We start from the raw sequence: 16,583 nt of genomic DNA on the forward strand, positions 1-16,583 counted from the left end.
CTCCTTTCATTATACAAAATGAAAGTAACCAGGAGTCCACTCAGCGGCCGAGGTGTTGCGCCAGCGCCCACTCCACATGCTCGCGCACCAGCGGCGACGGATGCTCGCGGCGTGCCTGCAAGGCCGACACGATCGCCGCGTCTCCGCGCGCGCCCATGTTGGCCGCGTTGCCCAGGCCGACCGCCAGATTGCGCAGCCAGCGTTCATGCCCGATGCGGCGAATCGGGCTGCCCTCCATGTGGCGATTGAATTCCTCCTCGCTCCACGCGAACAGCTCGATCATGCCGGCGCTGCCGAGGGCGTGGCGCTCATCGAAATCGGGCAGCGTGGCGCGCTGGGCGAACTTGTTCCAGGGGCAGATGGTCTGGCAATCATCGCAGCCGTAGACGCGGTTGCCGATCAGCGGGCGCAGCTCCTCGGGAATGGACGACTTCAGCTCGATGGTCAGGTAGGAGATGCAGCGCCGCGCATCGAGCTTGCCGGGGCCGAGGATGGCCTGGGTCGGGCACACGTCGATGCAGGCCTGGCACTGGCCGCAGTGCGCGCCGGTCGGCTCGTCCACCGGCAACGGCAGATCGACCAGGATTTCGCCCATGAAGAACATGGAGCCTGCGCTGCGGTTGATCAGCAAGGTGTGCTTGCCGCGCCAGCCCAGGCCGGACTTCTCGGCCAGCGGCAGCTCCATCACGGGCGCCGAATCGGTGAACACACGGAAGCCGAATTCGCCGATGGCGACGCGGATCCTGTCGGCCAGCTGCTGCAGGCGGGCGCGCAATACCTTGTGGTAGTCGCGCCCCCGCGCATAGACAGAGATAACGGCCTGGGTGGGATCGTTCAGGCGCGCCGTTTCGCGCTCGCGCCAGTTCTCGTCCTGCGCACCCGGCAGGTAATTCATGCGCGCCGTGATCACGCGCACCGTGCCCGGCACCAGCTCCGCAGGGCGGGCGCGCATCAAGCCGTGGCTTGCCATATAGTCCATTTCGCCGTGCATGCCCGCGTCCAGCCAGGCCTGCAGGCCCGCTTCGGCCGATGCCAGGTCGATATCGGCGATGCGCACTTCGGCGAAGCCGAGCTCCGTCCCCCATGCCTTGATGGACGCGGCAAGTTCGGCTAATTTCTGCTCGGGAAGGGACATCTGGCGGGACCGGCTATACAATGCGGGGGATCAAACCGTCATTTTATTCGATGCAGCACTTTAAATCCCATCTCCACGACGAAGCCGGCACGGCCGCCCTGGGCAGCTCGCTGGCGCGCGCCCTGCTGCCGGGCATGGCCATCTACCTGCACGGCGACCTCGGTGCCGGCAAGACCGCCCTCACCCGCTCGCTGCTGCACGCGGCAGGCCACGTTGGCAATGTGAAAAGCCCGACTTATACGCTGTCGGAGCCTTACCGCGTCACGCTCGATGGCAAGGCCGTCAACATCATCCATTTCGACCTGTACCGCATGAGCAGTGCGGAGGAATTCCTGGATGCGGGCTTCCGCGAAGACTTCAATGGCGAGAATATCTGCATCGTCGAATGGCCGGAGAAGGCAGACGGCGTGCTGCCGGCGCCCGACCTTCGCGTTTTTCTCTCTATAGCCGGAGACGGACGTGATGTAGAATTGCAGGCGTCCACAGCTCTGGGTCAGCTATGCCTGCAACGCCTCCAATTCGCACCGAATCTCTGACTGAACGCGCCCGGACCCGGCGCACGGTCCTCAAAGCCGGCGGCACGCTGCTGCTGTCCGTGCTCGCTCCCATGCGCGCCATGGCGGCGCAAATCCTGGCCGTGCGCGTATGGCCTGCCGATGACTACACCCGCGTCACGCTGGAGAACGATTCGGATCTGAAAGCCACGCACTTCATCGTCAAGGACCCGGAGCGCCTGGTGGTCGATATCGAAGGCCTCGAACTCAACCCCACGCTGAAAAGCCTGGTCGCCAAGATCCAGTCGAACGACCCTTACATCAAGCAGGTACGCGTGGGCCAGAACCGCCCGAACGTGGTGCGACTCGTATTCGACCTGAAGGAAGAAATCACGCCGCAGGTGTTCACGCTGCCGCCTGTCGGGAACTACAAGCACCGCCTGATCTTCGACCTTTATCCGGTGAAGGAAATCGACCCTATCGCGGCCATGATTGAAAAGGGCGAATGGTCGGATGACGGCACGACTGCCGTGCCGCAGCAGCCCTCCGTTGCCGCCGCGCCGACGCCCGGCGTTGCGCAGCCGCCTTCAGCACAAACGCCGCCCGCCGCTGCGCCCACGCCGGCGCTGCCGCCGGAGGTGATCAAGCCGGAGATCGCGGCCGCGCCGCCGAAGCCGGAAAAGCCGGAGAAACCTGCGCAAGGCGGCAAACTGGTACGCATGCTGACCATCGCGCTCGACCCTGGCCACGGCGGCGAAGATCCCGGCGCCACCGGTGCGCGCGGCAGCCGCGAGAAGGATATCGTGCTGGCCATCGCCAAGCGCCTGAAATCGAAAATCGAGGAACACCCGAATATGCGCGTGATGCTCACGCGCGACGGCGACTTCTTCGTGCCGCTGCCCACGCGCGTGGAAAAGGCGCGCAAGGTCGATGCCGACCTGTTCGTGTCCATCCACGCCGATGCTTTCGTCAAGCCGACCGCGCGCGGCTCCTCGGTGTTCGTGCTGTCCGAAAAAGGCGCCAGTTCCTCGGCCGCACGCTGGCTGGCGGACAAGGAAAACGCGGCCGACCTGATCGGCGGCGCCAACTCCAAGGGCCACGACCCGCAACTGGCCAGCGTGCTGTTCGACCTTTCGACCACGGCCCAGATCAACGACAGCCTGAAGGTCGGCAAGGCCGTGCTGGGCGAAATCGGCGGCATCAACAAACTGCACAACGGCGCCGTCGAACGCGCCGGCTTCGCGGTGCTGAAGGCGCCGGACATTCCTTCGATCCTGATCGAGACCGCCTTCATCTCCAACCCGGAAGAAGAAGCGCGCCTGCTGGACAATGCCTACCAGGACCAGATCGCCGACGCCATCGTAAAAGGCATCCGCCGCTACTTCGCCAAGAACCCTCCGCTCGCAAAGAACCGGATCACTTAAGGAATCCAGATGCACAAGATGGTGACTGTCGGCGCACTGCCCGCCGTTTCGATCAACATGGCCGATGGCGCCGAAGCCACCATTACCCTGTACGGGGCGCACCTGACTTCCTGGAAAACCGCCGACGGGCGCGAACGCCTGTTCATGAGCAGCAAATCGCCGCTGGACGGCAGCGCCGCCATCCGTGGCGGCGTGCCCGTGATCTTCCCCCAGTTCTCGACGCGCGGCACGGGCCAGCGCCACGGCGTGGCGCGCCTGTCCCACTGGCGCCTGGCGGAAAGCGGCGGCGAAGGCCCGACCGCCTGGGCCGAATTCGAACTGACCGAGGCCGACGTGCCGGCGCAACTGGCGAAAGGCTGGCCGCACGCCTTCACGCTGCGCCTGCGCTTCACGCTGCACGCCGAGTCCATCGAAATGAGTTTCAATGTGCGCAATACGGGCGAGCAGGATTTCGATTTCGCCTGCGCCCTGCACACCTACTATGCGCTGGAAGCCTTCGAGCATGCGGCGCTGGAGGGCCTGGAGTCCGGCGACATCCATTTCAAGGAAAAGCTGGACAACGTCTACCGCGCCCCAGCCGAAGTGACGCTGCTGCATACGGGCGCCGGCGCACTGCGCCTGCAGCAGCAGGGCTTCACGGAATTCGTGGTGTGGAATCCGGGCGCCGAAGGTGCGGCGGCCCTGAGCGATATGGCGGATGAGGAGTACCGCCAGTTCGTGTGCGTCGAACCGGCGAAAGTGGACAAGAAAGCGCTGGCGGCCGGCGCCGAATGGACCGGCCTTCACACCATCAGTTTGATTCCTTGATCATGCGGCCGGACGCGGCCTGGACCGGGCGTGCGTTGAAGGGGTAGAGTCGGCTGAACAGCGCCATCTGCGACGGCGAAGCCTGCACCGGCTCCTTCATCACCAGCCACAGGACGCCCTCCGTGCAGGGCGGCGTGGTCAGCGAACCCATATAGGTAAAGTACTCGCGGCGCTGCGGCAGCAGGTCGTTCGGGTCCAGCACGATGGCCGGCACCGAGGTGTCGCCCTTCTCCAGCGGCAGGTTGTTCCACACGGTCTGGATCACAGGCTGCGGCTTGCCGCGTTCGAGCAGCAGCGCCAGCACGGCCAGCTTGCCGTCGGCGCTCTTGTGCACAAGGTGCACCACCATCTCGAATCCCTTGCCGTTGATGCGCTCTTCGGACGGACGATGGAAGTGGAACTGCTGCAGTTCATACATCGTGTTGCCGATGTTGAGGTAATTGCCGCCGCCGACCTGCACCTGCACCGTGTGGCTATTGTCCGTTACCGTGAAGGCGGACGGGTGGTAGTCGAAGCCGATCTGCTCCAGGTCCACCTTCATGCCGTCGCGGATATCGATTGGCGACTGGCGGTTGCCCGCACCGCACTTGGCCCAGTCGGCATTGATGCGGCCCCAGTTGGCCGGACCCAGCTCGCCCTCGTACGTCCAGTGCGTGCCGTTGGCGCGCGGCGGCGGCGCCTTGGCAAGCGCTTCGGCTTTCGCAGCCTTGGCGGCGGCTTCTTTTTTCGCCTTGGCGGCGGCTGCGTAGCGGGCGGCCTGGTTGGCTTTCATTTTCGGCCAGGCGCTCGGCAATCTTGGCAGACAGTTCAGCTTCCGCCATCGCTTCCTGCTCGCGCTGGCTAGCCTTGCGCTGCGGCGCGGCCTTGGCGACCGGGCTGGCAGGGATCTTTTCCACGGTGGCAGCCGCGGCGAGATTGGGTTTGATCGACGGAACGCCCTTGGGCTCCGCCGGTGGCTCGATCGCGCTCGCCGTCGAGATGACGAGGTAACAAGCCGAGAGGGCGATCAGGTTACGCATGATATCCGGTGACTAATACAAGTTATACCGGTTAACGGTTGCGCTGCGGGAAAACTTGAGACCAAACCCGGGACCAAAAAACTAGTGTCTGCCACATCGTGGCAGACACTTGATTTACGCCTTGGGTTTTGACTAGTTTAGCGGCCCAATACCTTGCGTCCCAGTTTCCAGGCGCCCCCCAATGCCATCGGCACAATCGCAATGCCCACCCCAAACAGCACGATCGCAGTCAGGTGATCACGAACGAAAGGAGCATTACCAAACAGATAACCCGCCACCGTCAGCGACAGCACCCAGGCCACGGCGCCGGTCACGTTAAAGAGCTGGAAGCGGCTATGCGTCATATCCGAAACGCCCGCTACGAAAGGCGCGAAAGTGCGGACCACCGGCACGAAGCGCGCCAGGATGATGGTCTTGCCGCCGTGGCGCTCGAAGAATTCGTGGGTGCGGCGCAATGCATCCTTGTTAATCCAGCGGTAGTCATGGGTGAACACGCGCTGGCCAATAGCCTCGCCTATCCAGTAATTGGTTGTATTCCCCAGGACCGCGGCCGTCACCAGCAGGAAAATCAGCAAGCCGAGGTTCATTTCGCCGGTAGCGCAGAAGGCGCCCGCGATGAACAGCAGGGTATCGCCTGGGAAGAAAAACAGCACCACCAGACCGGTCTCGCAGAAGACGATAGCAAACAGTACGGCATAGACGTAGATGCCATACTGCGCAATCAGGCTGCCCATCGCCTTGTCGACGTGGACCAGCATGTCCAGCAATTGAACGAAATCCATATAAATCCCAAAAGGTTGCGGCGGGAATCATACTACAATCCCCCGGTCGCCGGACCGCCGGCAGAACCGAAAATAAGGAGATAAAGAGGATGCACGCACTGAAAGTCCTGAAGCACTGGCCCGCGCTGGCCCTGGCGCTGGCAGCCCTGCCGGCGCTCGCCGCGGCAAAGGAACTGCCGCCCAAGCCGACCGTGAACGATGTCATCAAGGCATCGAAGCCGACCGAGTGGCGCGCACTGGATCCGGAAAACACACTATACATGGACATTCCCAGCGGCCGGGTGATCATCGAGCTGGCGCCATCGTTCGCTCCCAACCACGCAGCCAATATCCGCGCCATGGTGCGCGAGGGCTATTTCGACGGCCTTGCCATCTACCGCTCGCAGGACAACTGGGTGGTGCAGTGGGGCGATCCGGACGAGGACAAGCCCAAGCCACTGAAGACGGCCAAGGCCAAGCTGGCCGGCGAATTCACCGTGCCAGCGAAAAACGATACGCACTTCACCCGTCTGCCGGACGCCGACGGCTATGCGCCGCAGGTCGGCCACTCGAACGGTTTCCCCTTCCGCCCGCGATCCAAAGACGGGCGAAACCTGGTTGGCGCACTGCTACGGCATGGTCGGCGTGGCGCGCGGCAATGAGTCCGACAGCGGCAACGGCGGCACGCTGTACGCGGTGATCGGCAACGCGCCGCGCCACCTGGACCGCAATATCACTGTCGTGGGACGCGTGGTGAGCGGCATGCCGCTGCTGTCCGTGCTGCCGCGCGGCCCGCAGCCAATGGGCATGTATGACAAGGCCGAGATGCGCGTGCCGATCAATTCCGTGCGCCTCGCCGCCGACGTGCCCAAGGCGGAGCGGGCGAACTGGGAGGTGATGCGCACCGAGTCGGCCAGCTTTAAGGCCGTGATTGAAGCGCAGCGCAATCGCGGCGGCCCCTGGACCAAGGTCGCCGCCGGCCACGTTGACCTCTGCAACGTTCCCATCCCCGTCCGCGAAGCCAAACCTTGAGGCGAAAGGCTGGTGTCAGCCACGATGTGGCTGACACCTTGGCTAGCGGCAGCGAACAGGTGTCTGCCACATCGTGGCAGACACCAGGGTTTCCCGGTTTGAGATTGATATAATCCCACCCCATGAACGCCCCAACGCCCCCGCGCCCCATCCGCGCCCTGCCGGACCAGCTCATTTCCCAGATCGCCGCCGGCGAGGTGGTCGAGCGGCCTTCCGCCGTCGTCAAAGAGCTGCTGGAAAACGCCCTGGACGCCGGATCGAGCCAGATCACAGTCAGGCTGGAAGAAGGCGGCGTCAAACGCATTTGCATTACCGACAACGGCAAGGGCATCCCGCCTGACCAGATGCCGCTGGCCCTGGCGCGCCACGCCACATCCAAGATCGCCTCGCTGGACGACCTGGAAAATGTCGGCACGCTCGGCTTCCGCGGCGAAGCGCTGGCCTCGATCGCATCCGTGGCCGCGGTCACGCTGACCTCGCGCACCGCGGATGGCGCCCACGCCTGGGAACTCGAAGGCTCCCACCTCGGCACCGTGGTGCCCAGCTCGGGCGCCCACGGCACCACAGTCGATGTGCGCGACCTGTATTTCAATACCCCCGCGCGCCGCAAGTTCCTGAAATCCGAGCAGACGGAATTCGGCCACTGCGCGGAAGTCGTGCGCCGCATTGCGCTGGCGCGTCCCGATGTGAGCTTCACGCTGACCCACAACGGCCGCACGGTCGACCACTGGATGGTCAGCGACATGGCCAAGCGCAGCGCGCAAATCCTCGGCAGTACCTTCGAGGAAGCGCGGCTTCCGATCGATGAGGGTTCCGGCGTGCTGCGCGTGCACGGCTTCGCCGGCCTACCCACTGCGTCCAAGGGACGCGCCGACAGCCAGTACTTCTACGTCAACGGCCGCTTCGTGCGCGACAAGCTGCTGGTGCACGCCGTGCGCGCCGCCTACGAAGACGTGCTGCATGGCGACCGCTTCCCATCCTACGTGCTGGCGCTCGACCTCGACCCGGCACTGGTGGACGTGAACGTGCACCCGTCCAAGATCGAAGTGCGCTTCCGCGACAGCCGCGCCGTGCACCAGTTCGTGTTCCACGCTGTGCAGCGCGCGCTGGCCGCCACCTCGGCCACCTCGCACGGCAGCGTGCCTTCGCCGCTGCCGGCAGCCGAAACGCTGCAGGCGTCCGGCCCGGTATGGCGCCCGCAGCAGCAGGCGTCCTTCGGCTCCATCCTGAACCCGGACTACAAGCCGACATTCTCCCCATCGCCCTTCGGCAGCGGCGGAGCCGGCATCGCCCAGTCCACTGAACGCTATGGCGCCCTGTTCGCGTCCGGCGCGCGCGATGGGGACAGCTCCGCGCCGGCCGACGGCAGCGTCTCCTTCCGCGCCACGGCCGACTACACGGTCCCGCAGGCCGCACCGATCACGGCTACTTCCGCCCAACTCTCGGGCGACGAATTCCCGCTCGGCTTCGCGCTGGCCCAGCTGCACGGCATCTACATCCTGGCCCAGAACAGCAAGGGCCTGGTGCTGGTCGACATGCACGCCGCCCACGAGCGCATCCTGTACGAACAACTGAAGAACGCGCTGGACGCCCAGATCAATGGCGACGATATGCAGGTGCAGAACCTGCTGATTCCCGTTACCTTCTACGCCGACGGCATCGAAGTAGGCGCCGTGCAGGAACACGGCGACACCCTGAAAACCCTGGGCTTCGACATCGCCGTGCTGTCGCCAACCACGCTGGCCGTGCGCGCCGTCCCTGCCCTGCTGAGGAACGCCGACGCGCAAACGCTGGCGCGCGACGTGCTGCGCGATGTGCGCGAATACGGCGGCTCGCGCGTGCTGATCGAACGCCGCAATGAGCTGCTCGGCACCCTCGCCTGCCACACGGCGGTGCGGGCCAACCGCATCCTCACCCAGCCCGAGATGAACGCCCTGCTGCGCCAGATGGAGACCACGGAGCGCGCCGACCAGTGCAATCACGGGCGTCCGACCTGGGTGCAGGTCGAAATCTCCGCGCTGGACAAGCTTTTCCTGCGCGGCCAATAAGATGAACCAGCCGTTGAAGCGCCCTTTGGCGGTGGCCATCATGGGGCCGACCGCGTCCGGCAAGACCGCCTCGGCGCTCGCTATCGCGCTGCGCGTGCCGTCCGAGATCATTTCGGTCGATTCCGCCCTGGTCTACCGCGGCATGGACATCGGCACTGCCAAGCCCTCGCGCGAAGAACTGGCCGCCGTGCCGCACCACCTGATCGACATCATTGATCCCCTGGATTCCTATTCGGTGGCGCAGTTCCGCACCGACACCCTGCGCCTGGTCCAAGAAATCACCGCGCGTGGCAATCTGCCCCTGCTCGTCGGCGGCACGATGCTGTACTACAAGGGCCTGAACGACGGACTTGATGACCTGCCCGGCGCCGATCCCGCCATCCGCGCCCAGCTCGATGCCGAAGCGGAGCGCGACGGCTGGCCCGCCCTGCACGCGCGCCTGGCGCTGCTGGACCCGGCCACCGCCGCCCGCCTCAAGCCCATGGACGCGCAGCGCATCCAGCGCGCGCTCGAAATCATCCAGTTGAGCGGCAAGCCCATGTCCGAGCTGCTGGCCCAGCGCGTGAAGGAAGAACTGCCGTTCGAACTGGCCTCGTTTGCACTGGAGCCGTCCGACCGCAAGGTGCTGCATGAGCGCATCGAACGCCGCTTCGACCTGATGCTGGAAGGCGGCCTGCTGGATGAAGTGAAAGCGCTGCGCGCGCGCGGCGACCTGCATATCGGACTGCCCTCGATCCGCTGCGTCGGTTATCGCCAGGCGTGGCAATACCTGGACGGCGAAGTTGACTACGCGACCATGCGCGACACCGGCATTTTCGCCACCCGTCAGCTATGCAAGCGCCAGCTGACCTGGCTGCGCGCCATGCCCGAGCGCACCGTCATCGATTGCCTGGCGCCGGACGCGTCCGATCAGCTCCAGCAGCAGGTTCTTGCCAGGTTGGCAACCAATTAGATCTTGACAGTCCCCCTCCGAGCCCCGATAATTCTCGCCTCCTGGTGATATAGCTCAGTTGGTTAGAGCATAGCATTCATAATGCTAGGGTCGGTGGTTCAAGTCCACCTATCACCACCATTCGGCAGCCGGCTTGACAGCCCGCTGGGAACAAAGCCATAATATGTGGCTCTGGTGATATAGCTCAGTTGGTTAGAGCATAGCATTCATAATGCTAGGGTCGGTGGTTCAAGTCCACCTATCACCACCAGGAATTCAGCGAAAAAGCCCGATCCGGCAACGGTTCGGGCTTTTTTGTTTTTGCTCAGGACACGCGGCGCGGGGCACGCCTAGACTAGGCTTTTGGCTCGGGAGGCGGAAATGGCGGATCTGACTTTGCCGTTGGCGCGCGTGGTGGAGGGACACCGCGAAAAGATTCTGCAGTCGGTCGGCGGGAAGGCGGCGCTGGCCGCGCTGCAGGATGACCGGGTCATGCTGCAGGTGGCGGATGTTTGCTATGCCCTGCTGCCGGGCGTGCTGCGGCTGGCGGTGAAGGAACAGGCGTTTCGCGACTTCGTGCTGCAGCATCGCAGCGCGATTGTTGCTCGCCTGTTGGTATAGCACGCTAAAACCAGAGGCATAAAACTGGTGTCTGCCACATCGTGGCAGACACCTGCTTTACGCCGTGGGTTTTTATTGGCGCAGCCGCTCACTCACGCGGCGCTGGATGCTGCCGTCGGCGAGGTGGCGGTAGAGGTTTGCGCCGGGGCAGACAGTCTGCGCGGAATAGTCCTTGTGCCCGTGGATGGTTTCAGGCGCGACCTTGTACTTACGAGCCAGCATCGCCATCAACTCCACCACCGCATCCAGTTGCGCAGCATTCGGCTGCACTTCCTCAAAATTGCCGACCACCTCGATCAGCGCGTGGCCCTTGGGGTCGTACTCGGTATTGGTATCGCCCGCGTAATCGATGCGGCGGCCTTCGTAGATGCGGCCATCGAGGTCGATGATGTAGTGGTAGGGGATGTCGATCCAGTGCTTGGTGTTGCGCGACCAGGTCTGCAGGTTGCGCAGGTAGGCGACTGGATCTTTCCCTTGCGGGAAGGGCTCGCCCTGGTGGTGCAGCGTGATATGCGTGATCTGCTGCGGGCGGGCCAGCGCGGGATCGGCAGGCGTGCCGCCCACTCTTCAACGGTGATGATGCGCGGGTCCGCCGCATAGGCAGCGGACGTGGCGGCGAACAGCGCCGCCAGCAGGAGGTTCTTCAATGCCGGGGTCCTTTTGTCAGCAGAAGCGCAATCAGGCTGAGTAGCGCTGCGGCGGACAGATAATACCCGACATACTGCAATCCGTAATGGCTGGCGAGCCAGGTCGCCGCATACGGCGCCAGCGAGGCGCCCAGGATGCCGGCCAGGTTGAAGGTCAGCGAGGCGCCCGTGTAGCGCACTTCGGCCGGGAACAGCTCGGACAGCAGCGTGCCGAGCGGGCCATAGGTCATGCCCATCAGGCCCAGGCCAAGCGACAGGAACACCGTCACCTGCACCAGGCTGCCCGAGCCGAACATCGGCGCCATCACGAGGCCGAAAGCGGCGATAGCAGCAGACACCCAGATCAGCGTGGGACGGCGACCATGCTTGTCGGCCAGCAGCGCGGCAACGGGAATGGTCAGGCCGAAGAACACCACGGCCACCAGTTGCAGGATCAGGAAGGTCTGGCGCGAGATACCCAGCGCGCTCGTGCCCCAGCTCAGGGCAAACACGGTCATCAGGTAGAACAGCACGAAGGTCGCCATCGCGATCAGGGTGCCCAGCACCAGTACGCGCGTGTGCTGCGTGAGCACTGCAAGCGCCGGCACTTCGACGCGTTCATTGCGGTCCAGGACCTTCTGGAAGTCCGGCGTCTCGGTGATCTTCAGGCGGACATACAGGCCGACCAGCACCAGCAGCGCGCTGGCCAGGAAAGGAATGCGCCAGCCGAAACCGAAGAATTGTTCATCGGTCAGCGTTTCGCCCAGCAGCAGGAAGGTAGAGCCGGACAGGAAGAAGCCGATCGGAGCGCCCAGCTGCGGGAACATGCCATACCAGGCGCGCTTGCCCGGCGGCGCATTCTCGGTGGCCAGCAGCACGGCCCCGCCCCACTCGCCACCAAGGCCCAGGCCCTGGCCGAAGCGGCACAGCGCCAGCAGCAGTGGCGCGGCCATGCCGATCGAGCTATACGTCGGCAGCGCGCCGATCGCTACGGTGGAGAGGCCCATGGTCAGCAGCGCCGGCAACCAGCGTGGCCTTGCGCCCTACCCGGTCGCCGAAGTGGCCGAACACCGCCGAGCCGATGGGACGCGCAAAGAAAGCGATGGCAAAGGTGGCGAGCGACTGCAGCGTGGCAGCCGTGGCGTCGCCGGCGGGGAAGAACAGCTTGGGGAAGACTAAAACCGCCGCGGTGGCGTAGATGTAGAAGTCGAAGAATTCAATGGTGGTGCCAATCAGGCTGGCAAAGAGCACGGTGCCGGGCGAGTTCACGCGGACGGCGCCGGGGTGGGACTGGGTCATGCGGATTCCTAGGTTGTTGTGATTTTTTCGAATCCTTCGCGAAGCTCGTCGGCATCCTCGGGGCGCACCACGCGGACGACTTCCTTGCCATCGCGCAGGAAGATCATCGTGGGCCACAGTTTGACTCGGAAAGAGCGTCCCAGCAGTCGTCCGGGTCCGTCTTCCACCTTGATGTGCCTGACCGGCTCGTGACCGGCGTAGGCTTCAGATAGCAGCGGTTTCGCCGCGCTGCAGTAGCCGCACCAATTGGTGCCAAACTCCAGCAGTGCAGGTCCGCTCAGCGCATCGATCTCGGCGCGGGTAGGCGCCTCGGCGTATAGGTCTGTTCCATATGCGGCCTCCTGAAGAAGCCACACCTTACCATGCCCGAGGAAGTTGCGCTTAAGCAGTGATTTCCTTGTAACGCGGCACCAGGGCCTTCATGATCAGCCAGGCGGCCAGGTAGGCCAAGGCGCAGAAGGCGAACATGATCATGTAGCCGGTGCTGATCTTGCCCAGGGCGCCGTAGTAGTCGAACAGCCAGCCGCCGATTTTGGACACCAGCACGCCGCCGATGCCGCCCGCCATGCCGCCGATGCCCACCACGGAAGCGACGGAGCGCTGCGGGAACATATCGGACACGGTGGTAAACAGGTTGGCCGACCATGCCTGGTGTGCCGAGGCGCCAACGCCGATCAGCAGCACCGGAATCCAGTAGCTCGAACCGCCCAGCGGTTGCGCCAGCAGCACGACCAGCGGGAACACGGCGATGCACAGCATGGCTTTCATGCGGCCGTCATACGGGTTCATGCCCTTGTTCATGAAGTAGGCCGGGAACCAGCCGCCGCCGATACTGCCCACCATCGTCATGCTGTACAACACGGCGAGCGGCAGCACGATGTCTTCCTTGCCCATGCCGTATTGCGCGGACAGGTACTTCGGCAGCCAGAAGAGGAAGAACCACCACACGCCGTCGGTCAGGAATTTGCCGGCCACGAAGGCCCAGGTCTGGCGATAGCCGAGCAACTGCATCCACGACAGCTTCACGCCGGTCGGCGCGGCGGCCGGGCCGGCGGCGACGTCGCTGCGGATATAAGCCAGTTCTTCTTCGCTCAGGCGCTTCTGTTTTTCCGGCGAGTCGAAGAACATCAGCCAGAACAGCATCCAGATGAAGCCGATGGCGCCGATGATGACGAAGGCGGCCTGCCAGCCCCAGTACAGGGCGATCAGGGGCACGGTCAGCGGAGCCAGGATGGCGCCCACGTTGGCGCCGGAGTTGAAGATGCCGGTGGCGAAGGAGCGCTCCTTCTTCGGGAAGTATTCTGCGGTGGCCTTGATCGCGGCCGGGAAGTTGCCCGCCTCGCCGATCGCCAGCACGGCGCGCGCCAACATGAAGCCGGCGATGGACACCGGCACGGCGGCAATGCCGACAGAGCTCAGGATGGAAGCGACGCCGGCGCCCATCGGAATCGCCGTCGCGTGCATGATGGCGCCGATCGACCAGACAACAATGGCCAGCACGAAGGCGCTGCGGGTACCGATGCGGTCGACCACGCGGCCGGCAAACAACATCGAGATCGCATATACGAACTGGAAGACGGCCGTGATATTGGCGTAGTCGGTATTCGACCAGCCGAATTCCTTGGACAGGTCCGGCGCCAGCAGGCTCAGGACCTGGCGGTCAAGATAATTGACCGTGGTGGCGAAAAACAGGAGCGCACAAATGGTCCAGCGGTATTTACCGACGGCTTGCGCTACGGGGGCGGCCTTGGCGGCGGCGTCGTACTTCCCAATCACTTGTTCGGTCATGGTGTCACTTATCTAATAGTCATCGACACTGCCTGGTCTCCACGGCAGCTTGTATGTCATCGTACAACTGAATCAAAGGGGAATCAAGAAAAATCAATTGGCCTGACCAATTTTAAATCCGGACTAGCCACATTGCCCGCTTTCTGCCATACTTCAGTCATCAGACAACTCATCCTTCCAGGAATCAAAATGAACGTCACCCCACGCCGCATTCAGATGCACGAGAACGACAATGTCGCCATCGTGGTCAATGACGGCGGCCTGCCGGCAGGCACCGTATTCCCAGATGGCCTGACTTTGGTGGAAGGCGTGCCGCAAGGCCACAAGGTCGCGCTGGCCGCCATCCCGCAGGGTGAGCCCATCATCCGCTACAACGTGATCATCGGACGCGCCGCGCAAGATATCCTGCAGGGCGCCTGGGTCAGCGAGCAGCTGGTGGAAATGCCGGCTGCGCGTGAGTTGTCTGATCTGCCTATCTCCAACCGCCTGCAAGCGCCGGCCGCGCCACTTGAAGGCTACACCTTCCAGGGTTACCGCAACGAAGATGGTTCCGTGGGCACGCGCAATATCCTCGCGATCACGACCACGGTGCAGTGTGTATCGGGCGTGGTGGAATTCGCGGTGGAGCGCATCAAGAATGAGCTGCTGCCCAGGTACCCGAATGTGGACGATGTGGTGGGCCTGGAGCACACCTATGGCTGCGGCGTGGCGATCGATGCGCCCAATGCGATGGTGCCGATTCGCACGCTGCATAACATCAGCAAGAACCCGAACTTCGGCGGCCAGGCGATGGTCGTCAGCCTGGGCTGCGAGAAGCTGCAACCCACGCGCCTGTTCCCGAAGGGCTCCTTCCCCATCTTGAAAGAAGGCGAGCCGCCCGTGGTCTGCCTGCAGGACCAGCAGCACGTGGGCTTCATGTCCATGATCGACTCCATCATGAAGACGGCGGAATCGCAGCTGGAAATCCTGAACAAGCGCCAGCGCGTCACCTGCCCCGCTTCCGACCTGGTGGTCGGCGTGCAGTGCGGCGGCTCGGACGCGTTCTCCGGCGTGACCGCCAACCCGGCCGTGGGCTTTGCCACCGACCTGCTGGTGCGCGCCGGCGCCTCCGTGATGTTCTCGGAAGTGACTGAGGTTCGCGACGGCATCGACCAGCTGACTTCCCGCGCCGCGACGCCGGAAGTGGCAGAAGCGATGATCCGCGAAATGGCCTGGTACGACGAATACCTGAAGCGCGGCGGCGTGGACCGCAGCGCGAATACAACGCCGGGCAACAAGAAAGGCGGCCTGTCGAACATCGTGGAAAAGGCCATGGGTTCGATCGTGAAGTCCGGCTCTTCGCCGATTTCCGGTGTGCTGGCTCCGGGCGAGAAGCTGAAGCAGAAAGGCCTGATCTACGCGGCCACGCCGGCCTCCGATTTCATTTGCGGTACGCTGCAGCTGGCGGCCGGCATGAACCTGCACATCTTCACTACGGGCCGCGGTACCCCATACGGCCTGGCTGAATGCCCGGTGATCAAGGTCGCCACGCGCGACGACCTGGCGCGCCGCTGGCACGACCTGATGGACGTGAACGCGGGCCGCATTGCCAGCGGCGAGGCAACGATTGAGGACATCGGATGGGAACTGTTCCATCTGATGCTGGAAGTAGCGAGCGGCCGCAAGACCTGGGCCGAACACTGGAAACTGCAAAATGCACTGGTGCTGTTCAACCCGGCCCCTGTGACCTGACCATATAGGAAGAGTAATGAGCAAACCATTCAAACGTCTGTTGCTCACCGGCGCCGCCGGTGGCCTGGGCAAGATCCTGCGCGAGCGCATCAAGCCCTGGGCGGATACCGTGGTGCTAAGCGATATCGGCGACATGGGAGAGGCACAGGAAGGCGAGGAAATCATCCGCTGCGACCTGGCGGACAAGCAGGCAGTGCTGAAGTTGATGGAAGGTGTGGAAGCGATCCTGCACTTCGGCGGCATCTCGACCGAGAACACCTTCGAGAACATCCTCGAGGCGAACATCCGCGGCACTTACAACCTCTATGAAGCGGCGCACAAGCATGGCGTGAAGCGCATCGTGTTCGCGAGCTCGAACCATGCGGTGGGTTTCTACAAGCAGACCGATTACATCGACGCCGACGCGCCTACGCGTCCGGACAGTTTCTATGGCATTTCGAAGGTGTTTGGCGAGCAGCTGTCGCGCTATTACTACGACCGCACGGGCATCGAGACGGTGTGCATCCGCATCGGTTCCTCCTTCCCTGAGCCGGCCAATCCGCGCATGCTGGTGACCTGGCTGAGCTACGACGATCTGGTGGAGGCGCTGCGCTGCTCCCTGTTCGCGCCACGCGTTGGCCATACGATCCTGTTCGGCACTTCGAATAATCCGGGCAGCTGGTGGGATAACTCGAAGGCCGCGCATATGGGATTCCGGCCGAAAGACAGCTCGGAACAGTTCAATCATATGTTCCCGAATTCGGCGGATTATCCGCCGGTGGGCGATCCGAATTCGACCTGGCAGGGCGGGAAGTTCATCGTTGATGGGCCGATGTACAAGGATTAAACCAACGGCCTAAAGCAGGTGTCTGCCACGATGTGGCAGAC

General features: G+C 63.7%; 16 protein-coding genes, 2 tRNA genes and 1 pseudogene. 12 read left to right on the forward strand and 7 right to left on the reverse strand.

Translation table 11 applies throughout. The features are described from left to right. Positions 1-40 precede the first annotated feature (40 nt). Positions 41-1,135, reverse strand: a complete 1,095-nt coding sequence (queG, locus tag ACHMW6_RS29770; RefSeq protein ID WP_395402437.1) for a tRNA epoxyqueuosine(34) reductase QueG — start codon at positions 1,133-1,135, stop codon at positions 41-43. A gap of 50 nt (positions 1,136-1,185) precedes the next feature. Between queG and tsaE the strand changes: the two genes are divergently transcribed. Genes tsaE through ACHMW6_RS29785 form a run of 3 tightly spaced genes read left to right on the forward strand, consistent with a single transcriptional unit; the run spans position 1,186 to position 3,860 of the window. Continuing rightward, complete coding sequence (tsaE, locus tag ACHMW6_RS29775) at positions 1,186-1,671, forward strand: tRNA (adenosine(37)-N6)-threonylcarbamoyltransferase complex ATPase subunit type 1 TsaE (RefSeq protein ID WP_395402439.1); 486 nt, start codon at positions 1,186-1,188, stop codon at positions 1,669-1,671. Then, positions 1,635-3,053, forward strand: coding sequence for an N-acetylmuramoyl-L-alanine amidase (locus ACHMW6_RS29780; RefSeq protein WP_395402441.1), 1,419 nt, complete (start codon positions 1,635-1,637; stop codon positions 3,051-3,053). The genes tsaE and ACHMW6_RS29780 overlap by 37 nt, the downstream gene beginning before the upstream one ends. Positions 3,054-3,062: 9 nt before the next feature. Next, on the forward strand, positions 3,063-3,860 hold the full coding sequence (locus tag ACHMW6_RS29785; protein ID WP_395402444.1) for a D-hexose-6-phosphate mutarotase: 798 nt from the start codon (positions 3,063-3,065) through the stop codon (positions 3,858-3,860). Here the strand turns inward: ACHMW6_RS29785 and ACHMW6_RS29790 are convergent. After that, positions 3,844-4,632, reverse strand: coding sequence for a carbonic anhydrase (locus ACHMW6_RS29790; RefSeq protein ID WP_395402446.1), 789 nt, complete (start codon positions 4,630-4,632; stop codon positions 3,844-3,846). The two genes, ACHMW6_RS29785 and ACHMW6_RS29790, sit on opposite strands and share 17 nt — an antisense overlap. A 384-nt stretch (positions 4,633-5,016) precedes the next feature. Continuing rightward, positions 5,017-5,661: a VTT domain-containing protein gene (locus ACHMW6_RS29795; RefSeq protein WP_395402448.1), complete on the reverse strand. Its 645-nt coding sequence runs from the start codon at positions 5,659-5,661 to the stop codon at positions 5,017-5,019. 89 nt (positions 5,662-5,750) lie between these two features. Here ACHMW6_RS29795 and ACHMW6_RS29800 point away from each other — a divergent pair, with 89 nt between their 5' ends. From ACHMW6_RS29800 to ACHMW6_RS29830, 7 genes are all read left to right on the forward strand, one after another. Further along, positions 5,751-6,302, forward strand: coding sequence for a peptidylprolyl isomerase (locus ACHMW6_RS29800; RefSeq protein ID WP_395402450.1), 552 nt, complete (start codon positions 5,751-5,753; stop codon positions 6,300-6,302). After that, on the forward strand, positions 6,259-6,672 hold the full coding sequence (locus ACHMW6_RS29805) for a peptidylprolyl isomerase (protein WP_395402452.1): 414 nt from the start codon (positions 6,259-6,261) through the stop codon (positions 6,670-6,672). Before ACHMW6_RS29800 ends, ACHMW6_RS29805 begins: the two co-directional genes overlap by 44 nt. A gap of 122 nt (positions 6,673-6,794) precedes the next feature. Continuing rightward, positions 6,795-8,720 carry a DNA mismatch repair endonuclease MutL gene (gene mutL, locus ACHMW6_RS29810; protein WP_395402454.1) on the forward strand — a complete coding sequence of 642 codons (1,926 nt, stop codon included), beginning with the start codon at positions 6,795-6,797 and terminating at the stop codon, positions 8,718-8,720. A 1-nt stretch (position 8,721) separates the two neighbouring features. Next, complete coding sequence (miaA, locus tag ACHMW6_RS29815) at positions 8,722-9,672, forward strand: tRNA (adenosine(37)-N6)-dimethylallyltransferase MiaA (protein WP_395402456.1); 951 nt, start codon at positions 8,722-8,724, stop codon at positions 9,670-9,672. Between the two features lie 43 nt (positions 9,673-9,715). After that, a tRNA-Met gene (locus ACHMW6_RS29820) sits at positions 9,716-9,792 on the forward strand. A gap of 53 nt (positions 9,793-9,845) precedes the next feature. Next, positions 9,846-9,922: transfer RNA gene (locus tag ACHMW6_RS29825), tRNA-Met, on the forward strand. Positions 9,923-10,032: 110 nt separating this feature from the next. After that, a complete protein-coding gene (locus ACHMW6_RS29830; RefSeq protein WP_395402458.1) occupies positions 10,033-10,272 on the forward strand; it encodes a hypothetical protein in 240 nt (79 codons plus the stop codon). A gap of 72 nt (positions 10,273-10,344) precedes the next feature. On the opposite strand, the gene ACHMW6_RS29835 is transcribed toward ACHMW6_RS29830, so the two are convergent. The 4 genes and pseudogenes from ACHMW6_RS29835 to ACHMW6_RS29850 form a co-directional block, all read right to left on the reverse strand. Further along, positions 10,345-10,836 carry a peptidoglycan recognition family protein gene (locus ACHMW6_RS29835; RefSeq protein ID WP_395402460.1) on the reverse strand — a complete coding sequence of 164 codons (492 nt, stop codon included), beginning with the start codon at positions 10,834-10,836 and terminating at the stop codon, positions 10,345-10,347. Positions 10,837-10,915: 79 nt separating this feature from the next. Next, positions 10,916-12,197 (reverse strand): annotated as a pseudogene (locus ACHMW6_RS29840) (MFS transporter). Positions 12,198-12,205: 8 nt separating this feature from the next. Continuing rightward, on the reverse strand, positions 12,206-12,553 hold the full coding sequence (locus ACHMW6_RS29845; protein WP_395402462.1) for a thioredoxin family protein: 348 nt from the start codon (positions 12,551-12,553) through the stop codon (positions 12,206-12,208). Positions 12,554-12,578: 25 nt separating this feature from the next. After that, positions 12,579-13,985, reverse strand: a complete 1,407-nt coding sequence (locus tag ACHMW6_RS29850) for an MFS transporter (RefSeq protein WP_395402464.1) — start codon at positions 13,983-13,985, stop codon at positions 12,579-12,581. 189 nt (positions 13,986-14,174) lie between these two features. On the opposite strand from ACHMW6_RS29850, the gene garD reads away from it, so the two are divergent. Beyond that, positions 14,175-15,716 (forward strand): galactarate dehydratase, encoded by a 1,542-nt coding sequence (garD, locus tag ACHMW6_RS29855; protein ID WP_395402466.1) that lies wholly within the window; start codon positions 14,175-14,177, stop codon positions 15,714-15,716. A gap of 16 nt (positions 15,717-15,732) precedes the next feature. Continuing rightward, entirely contained in the window at positions 15,733-16,542 is an 810-nt protein-coding gene (locus ACHMW6_RS29860; protein ID WP_395402468.1) for an NAD-dependent epimerase/dehydratase family protein, read from the forward strand. The last annotated feature ends 41 nt before the right edge of the window (positions 16,543-16,583 follow it).

It is taken from the genome of Pseudoduganella sp. UC29_106 (assembly GCF_044055365.1).
Classification (GTDB): domain Bacteria; phylum Pseudomonadota; class Gammaproteobacteria; order Burkholderiales; family Burkholderiaceae_D; genus Rugamonas.

Excerpts from the sequence above, each read along its gene's own strand:
- mutL (WP_395402454.1), top strand. The coding sequence starts at position 6,795 with ATGAACGCCCCAACGCCCCCGCGCCCCATCCGCGCCCTGCCGGACCAG.
- ACHMW6_RS29790 (WP_395402446.1), bottom strand. The coding sequence starts at position 4,632 with ATGAAAGCCAACCAGGCCGCCCGCTACGCAGCCGCCGCCAAGGCGAAA.
- garD (WP_395402466.1), top strand. The coding sequence starts at position 14,175 with ATGAACGTCACCCCACGCCGCATTCAGATGCACGAGAACGACAATGTC.
- ACHMW6_RS29800 (WP_395402450.1), top strand. The coding sequence starts at position 5,751 with ATGCACGCACTGAAAGTCCTGAAGCACTGGCCCGCGCTGGCCCTGGCG.
- ACHMW6_RS29830 (WP_395402458.1), top strand. The coding sequence starts at position 10,033 with ATGGCGGATCTGACTTTGCCGTTGGCGCGCGTGGTGGAGGGACACCGC.
- miaA (WP_395402456.1), top strand. The coding sequence starts at position 8,722 with ATGAACCAGCCGTTGAAGCGCCCTTTGGCGGTGGCCATCATGGGGCCG.
- ACHMW6_RS29795 (WP_395402448.1), bottom strand. The coding sequence starts at position 5,661 with ATGGATTTCGTTCAATTGCTGGACATGCTGGTCCACGTCGACAAGGCG.
- queG (WP_395402437.1), bottom strand. The coding sequence starts at position 1,135 with ATGTCCCTTCCCGAGCAGAAATTAGCCGAACTTGCCGCGTCCATCAAG.
- ACHMW6_RS29785 (WP_395402444.1), top strand. The coding sequence starts at position 3,063 with ATGCACAAGATGGTGACTGTCGGCGCACTGCCCGCCGTTTCGATCAAC.
- ACHMW6_RS29850 (WP_395402464.1), bottom strand. The coding sequence starts at position 13,985 with ATGACCGAACAAGTGATTGGGAAGTACGACGCCGCCGCCAAGGCCGCC.
- ACHMW6_RS29780 (WP_395402441.1), top strand. The coding sequence starts at position 1,635 with ATGCCTGCAACGCCTCCAATTCGCACCGAATCTCTGACTGAACGCGCC.
- ACHMW6_RS29860 (WP_395402468.1), top strand. The coding sequence starts at position 15,733 with ATGAGCAAACCATTCAAACGTCTGTTGCTCACCGGCGCCGCCGGTGGC.
- tsaE (WP_395402439.1), top strand. The coding sequence starts at position 1,186 with ATGCAGCACTTTAAATCCCATCTCCACGACGAAGCCGGCACGGCCGCC.